Annotated in this window: 8 protein-coding genes; 5 read left to right on the top strand and 3 right to left on the bottom strand. The window is 58.9% G+C overall.

Annotation, left to right across the window (positions count from 1 at the left end; translation table 11 throughout):
* Positions 1 to 26 precede the first annotated feature (26 nt).
* The 3 genes from QFX16_RS08140 to recQ form a co-directional block, all read right to left on the bottom strand.
* Entirely contained in the window at positions 27 to 1,817 is a 1,791-nt protein-coding gene (locus QFX16_RS08140; protein WP_283183525.1) for a motility hub landmark protein FimV, read from the bottom strand.
* Positions 1,818 to 1,945: 128 nt separating this feature from the next.
* On the bottom strand, positions 1,946 to 2,380 hold the full coding sequence (locus QFX16_RS08135) for a MarR family transcriptional regulator (RefSeq protein ID WP_283183524.1): 435 nt from the start codon (positions 2,378 to 2,380) through the stop codon (positions 1,946 to 1,948).
* Between the two features lie 119 nt (positions 2,381 to 2,499).
* The gene (gene recQ, locus QFX16_RS08130; RefSeq protein WP_283183523.1) at positions 2,500 to 4,626 is read right to left on the bottom strand and encodes a DNA helicase RecQ; all 2,127 of its coding nucleotides are present in this window, start codon (positions 4,624 to 4,626) and stop codon (positions 2,500 to 2,502) included.
* Between the two features lie 413 nt (positions 4,627 to 5,039).
* Here recQ and QFX16_RS08125 point away from each other — a divergent pair, with 413 nt between their 5' ends.
* The 5 genes from QFX16_RS08125 to QFX16_RS08105 all read left to right on the top strand — a co-directional run bounded on the left by QFX16_RS08125 (position 5,040) and on the right by QFX16_RS08105 (position 11,484).
* Positions 5,040 to 5,627, top strand: coding sequence for a UPF0149 family protein (locus QFX16_RS08125; RefSeq protein WP_008156162.1), 588 nt, complete (start codon positions 5,040 to 5,042; stop codon positions 5,625 to 5,627).
* A 10-nt stretch (positions 5,628 to 5,637) separates the two neighbouring features.
* On the top strand, positions 5,638 to 6,033 hold the full coding sequence (locus QFX16_RS08120) for a YbaN family protein (protein ID WP_283183522.1): 396 nt from the start codon (positions 5,638 to 5,640) through the stop codon (positions 6,031 to 6,033).
* A 231-nt stretch (positions 6,034 to 6,264) separates the two neighbouring features.
* Positions 6,265 to 6,972 carry a cysteine protease LapG gene (lapG, locus tag QFX16_RS08115; protein WP_283183521.1) on the top strand — a complete coding sequence of 236 codons (708 nt, stop codon included), beginning with the start codon at positions 6,265 to 6,267 and terminating at the stop codon, positions 6,970 to 6,972.
* 22 nt (positions 6,973 to 6,994) lie between these two features.
* A complete protein-coding gene (gene lapD, locus QFX16_RS08110) occupies positions 6,995 to 8,935 on the top strand; it encodes a cyclic di-GMP receptor LapD (protein ID WP_283183520.1) in 1,941 nt (646 codons plus the stop codon).
* 125 nt (positions 8,936 to 9,060) lie between these two features.
* A complete protein-coding gene (locus tag QFX16_RS08105; RefSeq protein WP_283183519.1) occupies positions 9,061 to 11,484 on the top strand; it encodes an immunoglobulin-like domain-containing protein in 2,424 nt (807 codons plus the stop codon).
* The last annotated feature ends 377 nt before the right edge of the window (positions 11,485 to 11,861 follow it).

Here is an 11,861-nt window from a genome sequence, read left to right as displayed (position 1 = left end):
CGAAACTCCTGAGCCAGAGGTCGCCGCTATGATAGCCCGGCAAGCATGTTCCGCGCTGTTTGCTTAAGCGGCTCGTTACCTTCCTTGAGCAACTCGTTGAGCAGTTCGATGGCACTGTCCAGATCGCCGTCATCGATGCAGGTCTGGGCTTGTTCCAGTTTGCCGGCGCTGCTCGGCTCGGCTGGTTCCAGGTTCAACGGTTCCAACTCCAGCGACTGGCCGGGATCGCTGAACTCGTTGAGAAAGGCGTCATCCAGAGACTGCGAGTCAGGCTCGGCGACCCATTCAAGTTCGGGCTCGACCGGCGTCGACTCGTCGGGCATTTCAAACACCTCGGGCAAGACGTGCAGGTTCGAGATAAACGGCGGCTCGACCGGCGCGGATTCGCTCGATGGCTTCGCGGCGGACGGCGAGTGTTCAAAAGGGCTGATCAGGTCCCAACTCGAATCCATCGACAGGTCATCCAGGTTCAACTGAAACTCATCGTTGGGCGCTGCTTCGGGTATCGCAGCCTCGGAGAGAGTGATTGGCGCTGCGACAATCAACGCTACCGCACTGCGCAATTTCGGGTGTCGGGCGCGAATATTCTGAAGTTCTTGCAGGTCGTATCCGGTGTCACGCAGGTTGTTTTCCTGTGCTTCATAGGCGGGTACGTCACCCTGTTTACCCAAGACTTCCAACAGCTGAACTGCTAGATCCGTGCGTTGCGGCTCCTTGATCAGCGCCTCTCGCAACAAACCGGCCGCTTCGGAAAAACGGCCATAGGCCAGATAGATATCAACCCCTTCAAGCACATCGCCTGCAGGCGACTCTTCACCCGATTCAGTTGCCGGTTGCAACTCTGACGATTGGGCAACCGGTTCTGCAGTGCGATTGAGCACCGGTTCATGCCGTAACGGTAAAACCGGTAAAGCTTCGGGCAATGCCTGAACCTGTTGTCGTTGGCGCCGAACGAACACCCCCAGCAACACCAGAGCCACCACCGCCAGCAACCCGAGCATCTGCAGCCAGTTAGCAGACTCAGGCTCTTCAACAACGGCCGGTGCTGGAGCCGCAACGACAGGTGCAACCGGCTCCACCGCCGCTGTTTTGATTTCCGCCAATTGGGTTTGCAGTTCCGTCACCTGCTTTTTCTGACCGGCGACCTGCTCCTCCTGGGCCTGAAGCTTCGCAGTCAATTCATCGATAGTTGCTTGCAGCTGCTGGTTTTGCAGCACGCTGGCGGCCAGTTGCTCGGCAACCGGATCACTCACAGGCGCGGCGGCAGGTTGATCGACGCGAGGAGCAGGGGGCTTTTTGCCCTTCGCCGCAGGTGGCTTCGCAACGGCCGGCTCAACCGTCGGGAATCCAGAGGACTGAACGTCGGTATTCGGCTCGTCAGTGACGGGAGCAATCCCCGGTGAACCCGGCGGATCGATCAGCACCGTGTACTCGCGCAGCACGCGCCCGTTGGGTTGATTGAGCTGCACCAGGAAATTCAGGAAAGGTTCATTGACCGGTTTGCTGGAGCTCACCCGGATCAGGCTGCGGTTGCCGCGCAGGATCGGCGTGAATTTCAGATTATTGAGGAAGAACACCCGATCGATGCCGGCGCGGCTGAACTCGTCCGCTGTCGCCAGGCTTACCGAGAGTTCACCCTCCTCCAGACCTGCGGCATCTTCGAGTGCGATGTCGGCGCGCAACGGCTGATTCAGCGCCGAATGCAGGGTGATCTCACCCAAGCCCAACGCGGGCGCCAATGCCGAGTAAGTGACAGCACCACCGACCAGAAGCAGCCTGGCGCAACACCGCAAAACCATGTGCCAACTCTCGAGCATGAGCATCCCTTAGATAACCAGAACCATCTTGTACGCGTTCGCACATCCGGTACGAACACGATATTGCCAAGTAGTTCTTTATAGTCTGCCCGACGGGGTATCTCAAAAGTCCTGGGTGCGTTTATGCCTCAAGATTTTTCCAGGTTGGCCAGAATGTGCCCGTGGACCCGCATGCAGACCTTCAAGTCCGCCTCATCGACGCCGTCGAACAATTCGTGGCGCAGTTGGGTGGCAATGGTTTCAATTTGTTCGATCAAGGGAAGGGCCGGGGCACAGAGGACGATTTTCTTCGCCCGGCGGTCTTCCAGCACCGACTGACGTTGCACCAGTCCCTGGCTTTCGAGGCTGTCGAGCAGTCGGGCCAACGTCGGCCCTTCAACGCCGACGCTTTGCGCCAGTTCACGTTGGGTCGGGGCATCCTCGAAACGCGCCAGGTGCAGCAGCACCAGCCAGCGCGCCTGGGACAGACCCAGGCCAGCCAGACGGCGGTCCAGTTCGGCACGCCAGCCGCGCGACATCTGGGCCAGTTGCATGCCAAAGCGGTGTTGGTCGGTAAACGGCATAAAAGACTCATGATTAGACTGAAATAAAGAAAAACTAATTATTAGTCAGCTAAGCATGACCCTTGGCCAGAGGCAAGGCTTGCTCTGTACTGAATCGTTACATCTATGTGGCAAATCACCTAAATCTCGAATTCGGATTGCAGCGCCGCCCGAACACAGTACAAAACGCCTTCCGGCACTCTCCCGGCAAACAGTGCAGTAATCTCCGACACGGGCGGCAATTCGCCCTCGCCGTCGAGGAACGCATCCTGGATTTCACCCATCAACTCTTCGGGCAGATCCAGCGCTTGTTCCAGCGACAACTGCTGCTTGCCAATCGCTTCGGCGAGCAGGGTGTAGACGTTCTTTTCCGAGCATTGCAGCTGACCGGCGATCTGCAACGGTGTCATGCCGGCTCGGGCCAGTGTGATCAGTTCGTGGCGCAAGTCGGCCACCACTTTCGGCGCCTCGACTTGCCCGCCGAGGACTTCGAGGAAGGCCTCGCCGTAACGCTCCAGCTTGCGCGCGCCAACGCCGCTGACCGTGGCCATTTCCGACAGCGAGGTCGGTTGGCTGCGGAGCATTTCCAGCAGTGTCGAGTCGGGGAAGATGACGTACGGCGGCACGCCATGCTCTTCGGCGAGTTTTCGACGCAGGGCGCGCAAGGCTTCCCACTGTTCGCGCTCTTCGCCGCGAACCAGTTGGCTCGCCTGGCTCTTGCTGCTTTTGGCCGTGGTTTGCGGCTTGAGGTCGCGACGCAGCTCCAGGGTTACTTCGCCCTTGAGCAGCGGTCGACAGGTGTCGCTCAGGCGCAGGCCGCCGTAGCCTTCCAGGTCGATGTCCGCCAGACCGCGGGCAACCAGCTGACGGAACAAGGAGCGCCATTCGCTCTCTCCCATCGCCTTGCCTACACCAAACACCGACAGATGTTGATGGCCGAAGCTGCGGACCTTTTCGTTGTCCTTGCCCAGTAACACATCGACCAAATGCCCGACGCCATAGCGCTGGCCGGTGCGGTAGATCGCCGAAAGCGCCTGACGGGCCGGCTCGGTGGCGTCCCAGGTCTGCACGCCATCGACGCAGTTATCGCAATGGCCGCACGGCTCGGGCATGTCTTCGTCGAAATAGGCCAGCAGCGTCTGGCGACGGCAGCGGGTTTCTTCGCAGAGCGAGAGCATGGCGTCGAGCTTGTGCTGCTCCAGGCGCTTGTGGCGCTCGTCGCCCTCGGAGTTCTGCAACATCTGCTTGAGCATCACCACGTCTTGCAGGCCGTAGGCCATCCAGGCGTCTGCCGGCAGACCGTCTCGGCCGCCGCGACCGGTTTCCTGGTAGTAAGCTTCAAGGGATTTTGGCAAGTCGAGGTGAGCGACAAAGCGCACGTTGGGCTTGTCGATGCCCATGCCGAACGCCACGGTGGCGACCATGATCAGGCCTTCCTCATTAAGGAAGCGCTTCTGGTGGTGAGCCCGGGTATCGTTGGGCAGACCGGCGTGGTACGGCAGCGCCGGGAAGCCTTGCTCGCTGAGGAACACCGCCACTTCGTCGACTTTCTTGCGCGACAGGCAATAGACGATGCCGGCATCGCTGCGCCGCTCGGCGAGGAACGCCAGCAACTGCTTGCGCGGCTGCTCTTTGGGCACGATGCGATAAAAGATATTGGGGCGGTCGAAACTCGACAGGAAACGCTCGGCATCCTGAAGATGAAGGCGGTCTACGATTTCTTCCCGGGTACGCTTGTCGGCGGTCGCGGTCAGGGCGATACGCGGGACGTTGGGGAACAATTCCGCCAACTGGCCCAGTTGCAGGTATTCGCGGCGGAAGTCGTGGCCCCATTGGGACACGCAGTGGGCTTCGTCGATGGCGAACAGGGAAATTTCAAGGCTTTGCAGGAACGCCAGCATCCGTGGCTGAACCAGACGCTCAGGCGCGAGATAAAGCATTTTCACTTCACCGCGCTTGATCCGTGCCGCCAGGTCGCGCTGCTGCTCGGCGCTGAGCGTGGAGTTCAATGCCGCCGCAGCGACGCCCAGCTCTTCGAGGGTGGCGACCTGGTCGTCCATCAGGGCGATCAGCGGCGACACCACCACCGCCAGGCCTTCGCGCAACAGCGCCGGCACCTGGAAGCACAAGGACTTGCCGCCACCGGTAGGCATCAGCACCAGAGCGTCGCCGCCACTGGCCACGCGCTCAATGATTGCACCCTGACGGCCACGGAAACTGTCGTAGCCGAAGATGTCCTTGAGGACGCGTTGAGCCTGTTCGAGCATAGAAACTCCAAAAATCACAAAAACATCCCTGCAAGGCTGGTTCAGAACCACGAAGGCTGCACCGACAAATCGTAAGTGCGCATTGCATGACGCTTTACATTTCAGCCGCGACGCCGGCAGGGCGTCACAAAACGCGGGAGTATACCCGACCCCTGTCCGGCAAAGGGCGCCGCTGAGAAGACACACGAAGGTCAATGCACTGCAGAACCTGTGGGAGCGAGCCTGCTCGCGAAAGCGGAGTGTCAGTCGACATTAATGCTGGCTGGCACACTGCCTTCGCGAGCAGGCTCGCTCCCACAGGGGTTGCGGTGTTTCGCAGGGCCGCGATGGGGCAAAAATGCCGCGCGGCTGGCCCAAGCGCTCAAGAAGGCCTAGAATTCCCGCATCTGTTTAATTCCCAAGGTAGCCCTTTAATGTCCTTCGCTGAGCAACTAACCCGCCTGCAAGTCTTCCTCGACGCCGACGAACTGCATGACGAGGCGCTGGACTACGTGGCCGCCCACGGCTACCTCACTGCGCTGTCGATCTGTTCCGAAACCGTTCCCGACCGTGAGTGGATCGACGCCCTCTTCGCCGAAGAGCCGCATTACGCCGACGACACCGAGCGTGAAGCGATTGAGTCCACCCTGTTGGCCCTCAAGGCTCACATCGCTCGCCAGCTGGCGTCCGATGAAGAGTTCGAGCTGCCCTGCGACCTGGACCTGGGCGAAGAGCCGGACGATTCCGACCTGCGCGGCTGGTGCATCGGTTTCATGGAAGGCGTGTTCCTGCGCGAAGCAGCCTGGTTCGAAACCGCCGAAGACGAAGTCAGCGAAATGCTGCTGCCGATCATGGTCGGTTCGGGTCTGTTCGACGAACAGCCTGAGTTCGAAGACATCGCCAAAGACGCCAACCTGATGGACGACATGATCGTGCAGATCCCGGAAGCCCTGACCGCGCTGTACCTGCTGTGCCAGGCGCCAGACGAAAAACCGGCGATCCTCAAGCCTCGTCACCACTAAGGTTTTGCCTATGGACAACCCCATAGGCAACCGCTCCCTGATGTTGCGTTACGTGCTGCTGTCCATCGGCTGGCTGAGCGTAGCGCTGGGGGTAATCGGGATTTTCCTGCCGGTGTTGCCCACCACGCCCTTCCTGCTGCTGGCGGCCGCCTGCTTCGCCCGCAGTTCGCCGCGTTTCTATCATTGGCTGGTTGAACATCCGCGGCTTGGGCCGTGGGTTCGCGATTACCTGAGCGGCAACGGCATCCCGCTCAAGGGCAAGGTCTACGCCATCGGCCTGATGTGGGCGAGCATCCTGCTTTCCTGCTATCTGGTACCCCTCCCGTGGGCGCGGGGTGCCATGCTCACCAGCGCCGTTCTGGTGACGATCTACATTCTCAAGCAGAAAACCCTGCACAAACCCTGAAAACGCCACAATCTCTGTAGCAGCTGCCGAAGGCTGCGTTCGGCGGCGAAGCCGTCGCTAGTCCATCCGCTGTGGTCTATCAGGCAAACCGCATGTACAGGGTTTACGACTGCTTCGCAGCCGAACGCAGGCTTCGCTAGCTGCTACAAGTCCGCGTACCAACCGACGATCTGTCCTGCCTGGCTGAAAACACCGCCTAGACTTCAGGCATCTGCACCCGAGCGGCCAGACATGTCCCGCAGTCCGCGTAGTCCAGGATGGTCAACGCTCCGACTTCGGCTCGGCGGATGGCTGTTGCTGATCACTTTTCTGTTGGCCGGGCTGGGCAGTGTCTGGGCCAACTGGAGTTTTACGCTGATTCTGCAAACCGCCGAAGTTCGCTACGGCACCCTCGGCCCGGGACGGGGAAGGATCGAGGCCTGGAGTCAGATGCTGCAAAGCGAAGTCAACGCCCCCGAGCGCGAGCAACTGAACGCGGTCAATCGCTTCTTCAATCAGCAATTAAGCTTTCTGGACGACACCCGCATCTGGCACCAGACCGATTACTGGGCCACGCCCGTCGAATCCCTGATCAAGGGCTCCGCTGATTGCGAGGACTACGCACTGGCAAAATATTTCAGCCTGCGCTACCTGGGAATTCCCAGCGAAAAACTACGCATCACCTACGTGAAAGCCCTGACCCAGAACCAGGCGCACATGGTGCTGACGTTCTACAACAGCCCCACGGCCGATCCGCTGGTGCTGGACAACTTGATCGGCGAGGTCCGCCCCGCCTCCCAACGCAAAGACCTGCTGCCGGTGTACGCCTTCAATGCCGAAGGTCTGTACTTGCCGGGAGCCAATGGCGGCAAACGCAGCAGCGACTCGAAAAAACTGTCGCGCTGGCAGGACGTACTAAAAAAGATGCAGGCCGAAGGGTTCGCCGTGGGCGACGGCTAGCCACCTGAGCAAGGAGCGATTTATGTCACTGCGTAAACAGTTGTTTCTCGCCATCTGCCTGTTCTTGCTGGTGGCGTTCAGCGGCAGTTTTTTTGTCAGCCTGGAAAGCTCTCGCGACCAGATGCTCGGCCAGTTGCGCTCCCACGCCCAGGACGCCGCCACCGCGTTGGGTTTGTCGTTGACGGTACAAATCGATGACCCGGCCATGATCGAATTAATGGTCAGCTCAATTTTCGACAGCGGTTACTTCAGCAGTATTCGAATCATCAACATCGAGGATGCGCAGGTGCTGGTGGAGCGCAGTGCGCCGAGGCAAATCGAGGGCGTTCCCGCCTGGTTTGTGAACCTGGTCAACCTGCACCCACCCGGTGGCGAAGCGCTGATCATGCGCGGCTGGGTCCAGGCGGCACGGGTCGAAGTGTTGAGCAATCCGCAGTTCGCCCTGGCCAAACTCTGGGACAGCACCCTCGGCAGCCTGATCTGGTTACTGGTGTGCGGCCTGCTCAGTGCCGTGTTTGGTGGCTGGTTGCTGCGCCGGCAATTTCGTCCACTCGACACCATGGTCAAACAGGCCGAAGCCATCAGCAAACGCGAATTCCTCAGCCTTCCGGAACTACCGCGCACACCGGAGTTGAAACGCGTGGTATTGGCCATGAACCAGATGGTCGAGAAGCTCAAGGCGCTGTTCGCCGAAGAGGTCGCACGCAGTGAAAAACTGCGGGCCGAGTCCTATCAGGACAGCCTTACAGGCCTGGCCAATCGACGCTTGCTGGATGAAGAGTTGGCCGACGAGTTGCTGGTCTCCGAGCAGAGCAGCGACGGCCATTTGCTGATGCTGCGAATCAACGATCTGGTCGGTCTCAACCAACGCTTGGGCGGCCAGCGCACCGATGCGCTGATCAGCGCCGTCGGTGAATTACTCAAGCGCCTGACCCAGCCACCGGAACGTCGCACCTGGCTTGCAGCGCGCAATCGTGGCGGTGAATTCAGCCTGCTGACGCCTGGCCTGGACAGCACCGACGCCGCACGCCTGGCCTGCGAAATCAGCGCCACCCTGGAAAACCTGCGCCTGACTGGCGCCAGCGACTCCATGCCGGTGGCACATTTGGGGATCGCCCCTTACCACCCAGGTGAGCCGGCCAGTGACGTGCTGCTGCGACTGGATCAGGCGTTGACCGAAGCTCGGCAACATCCCGAGCGCCCGTGGGTCCACTTGGCCGATTCCATCACCGCACCGAACCCGTCCCAAAACGACTGGCAAACCTGGATCGACGACGCCCTGAACCAAGGCAAGATGCAACTGTATTTCCAGCCGGTGGTGCAATGCGCCGACACCAGCCAGGTGATGCATCACAAAGTCCTCGCGCGCCTGATCGACCCTCAGGGCGAGGCCATTGCCGCCGGGCACTTCCTGCCGTGGATCGAGCGACTCGGCTGGTCGGCCCGGTTCGACCTGGCCATGCTCGAAGCCACCCTCGACTACCTCATCGTCAATCGTTGGCCCCTGGCGTTAAGCCTGTCCGGCAGCACCCTGCGCGATCCAGCGCAGCTGCAACACATCCTCGACATGCTCGAATCGCTGCCCGAACTCGCGCCGTTGCTGATTCTGGAAATCGACGAACGCCAACTGCCACCTCAGGAAGAACTGCAACGCCTGAGCCACAGCCTGCTCAACACCGGTTACCGCATCGGCCTGCAGCATTTCGGCGGCAGCTTCGGCCAGATCGGCAACCTGACTCAACTGGGGCTGGCTTACTTGAAAATCGACGGTGCGTACATCCGTCACATTGATGAGCAAAGTGATAAAAAGCTGTTCATCGAGGCGATTTTTCGGGCGACCAACAGCATTGATTTGCCGTTGATTGCGGAGATGGTCGAAACCAAAGGGGAACTAGAGGTGATCAGGGAGTTGGGATTGTTTGGGGTGATGGGCCGGTTGATTGGGCCGCCGGAGCCGATGTAATGCGGTTAGACCGTTCGTCTTAAACGTGGGTTTACCTGTCATATATGACAGTAGACAGCTCTCCTTGCCGGGTGCCTGATACCGCTTCAGCCCCTCTTCCGCCTCTTCAGGCAAGGAACCCTCCCATGGACAACGATCTAACCGAAGCGCTTGAAAACACGGTGTTCACTCTATATGCACCGAGGCTTCCCGAGGCCACAGTTCCAGTCGTGGGTGCACATGCAGGTGTGTCGTTGCGGATTTATGACCTGCCCCCCATGGGTGCCACTGTTGAGGTTGACCCATATCAGGGACAGCAACCGGGTGACACCGTCACCCTCAATCTCAACGGCCAACCCGGCATCGACAGCCAGCAGACGGCGTCCGATAGCAGCACCACCACCCTGTACATTTCGAAAAAGCTGCTGCTCGGCGACATCACCAACCGCCTCACATATTCAGTGACTCGCAACAGCCAGAACATAGGCACTTCCGAGCCACCACTGGAGTTGCTGTACAACGCCATCCGGCCTGGCAATCAAGACACCAATCCCGGAGAGGACGGCCACTCCCGACTGGAGTTACTGTTACCCGACGCGATCAAGAACGGTGTCGGACCGGACTTCCCCGCAGCGGGCGCGCAGGTATGTGTTTCCTACCCATATTGCCGGGCTTACGACCGCATTCGTCTGAACTGCAATGGCCACGACGTATTCCACACCGTCACCGCGTTGCAAGCGCCCAAGCCTGGCTCGGACGAGCCGGTCACCGTGTGTTTCACCGTTACCCGTGCAGACCTGGAAAGCGCGAAGGACCATCCGCAATTCAAATTTTCCTACACCGTTACCGACCAGCTCGGCAACGGCCCGGACACCGACTCGCCCTGGTCGGCGACACAAACCGTGGACATGGACCTGGCCGGTAATCGCTTGCCGGCGCCGATCCTGCGGGAAACCCTAAACGACCCGACGGACGATCCTGGCACCATCGACCTGGAAAAACTCGGCAAGAATCCCCTGTTGCTGATCGTCCTGACCAACGACCATCGCTTCCTGCCGGGCGACACCCTCAATACGACCTACACCGCAAAAATTACCGGCCAGCCCGACGTGGTGGTGACGGCAACGGGTGACGTCGAAGCAGACGAGTTCGGGCAGAAGAGGCCCAGCGTGCTGCAAGTGGCCAACGACAAGGTTATTGCCGGCAGCGTGGTGACGGTGACGTATCAGTCGCTCAGAAATGACGCTGTACTGGGCAGCTCAAGAGTGGCCACAGCGCGTGTCATCGGTGAAGGGCTGCCGGACCTGAAAGCTCCAAGGTTGCAGAAGTCGGTCAATGGCGTACTCGACCCCCTGGACGCCGCCAACTTGCAAGGCGCCAACGGTCAAGTGGAGGTTCTGGGTTATCGTGCGGGCGACACCGTGCAGCTCATTGTCAAGGGCGCTCCCGGCGCCGGCTCGCCGACCTTTGTCGCCAAGCCGCTCAACGTCAACAGTCGCGCCAACTTTGCGCTGGACAAGGCCTTTATCGCGGCGAACATGGGTAAGCCGGTCGAGCTGAGTTATGTGCTGATTCGCGGCGGCAAGCCATTCCCGTCGCTGCCCCTGACCGCCTCCGTCGGCACGATTCCGGATAACCATCCGAGTCTGCCGACACCAGCAATGGACGGCGCGATTGGCAACAAACTGGACGTGACCAAGATGCAGGCCAGCGCTCAGCTGCGGGTGGGTGAATGGCCGCAGCAAGTGAGCAGGCAGTGTGTCTGGTTGCGCTATGACGGATTCGCTGCCAATGGCGTAGCGATCTTTTTCGAGGACCGCAAAGGTGAGCCGCACAGCACGCTGCCGGGCCTGATCCGGCCAGCACCGATTGAGTGGTTGAAGACGCTCAAGGACCGGAGTGTGCTGAACATCAGCTTCAGGGTGAACTTTGACGGTATCGTCAATACAACGACGGCGGTGACTTTCCCGCTGCGTACTTATACGGTGAAGGTCACCCCCGAACTTATAGTGGACACTACTCCACTAAACCTTAACGGACAAAATATCTCAATCCAAGGCACAGGGCTTCCTTGGATATCCAAAGGAGTCGACCCTGTCGGAACTGCTGCAGACCGTTCAGCCTCCGGCGGTACTCTCCCATACAAGTACGAATCATCTGACGAAAGCATAGCCTCAGTCGACAACAATGGGGTCGTGCGAAGCGAAGGGAATGGTTCGGCAACTATTACCGTGTCTGACGCAGCGGGCCAGGAGAAAAGCTTCACTGTTGATACAACGAACGTCATCCGCATGCTTCATAACCCAATCCCTTCCAATTTCGCTCAGGCGAAACAATGGATCATTAGCCAGGGTGGCGTATTCATGATCCAGTACGAATCTCCAAATAGACGGGAAATTATTAATTATAAGTATCTGTATAGGGGTCAACTTCAGTGGCACACCGGATCTGATTATGGTGCTGGTATATATTACTGGAGGTTATGGTATATCCCACAATTAGGATCCTTGGAGCTTGGCGGTTATTATACTTTCGACGAGAAGCACCCAATAGTGGCTTATGATTCATAGAGACTCTGTCACATTAACTGAACGAGGTGAGTGAGCGAAACTGAGCAAGCCCTGCTTCAGGCGGTCAACCGATATATCGATCTGCCGGGGACAAACTGTCCCCGGTTAGATTTGGAAACCGCCCTTTACGTAACATACAACTCGATAACGGTCAGCTACGTTTGTGCCCGGCGAGAAGATTTTCAATCCGGCATTCGACGTTTGATGTTTGATGTTTGATGTTTGATGTTTGATGTTTGATGTTTGATGTTTGATGTTTGATGTTTGATGTTTGATGTTTGATGTTTGATGTTTGATGTTTGATGTTTCGCTGGTCCTGCCTATCAGGTTATACAGGTATTTATTTTGGCGAATGACGATCGCGGCGTCGTTACTTT

This window comes from Pseudomonas svalbardensis, from assembly GCF_030053115.1.
GTDB lineage: Bacteria > Pseudomonadota > Gammaproteobacteria > Pseudomonadales > Pseudomonadaceae > Aquipseudomonas > Aquipseudomonas svalbardensis.
The sequence above is the reverse complement of the archived record's forward strand: the minus strand, read 5'-3'. Positions and strand labels throughout refer to the sequence as shown.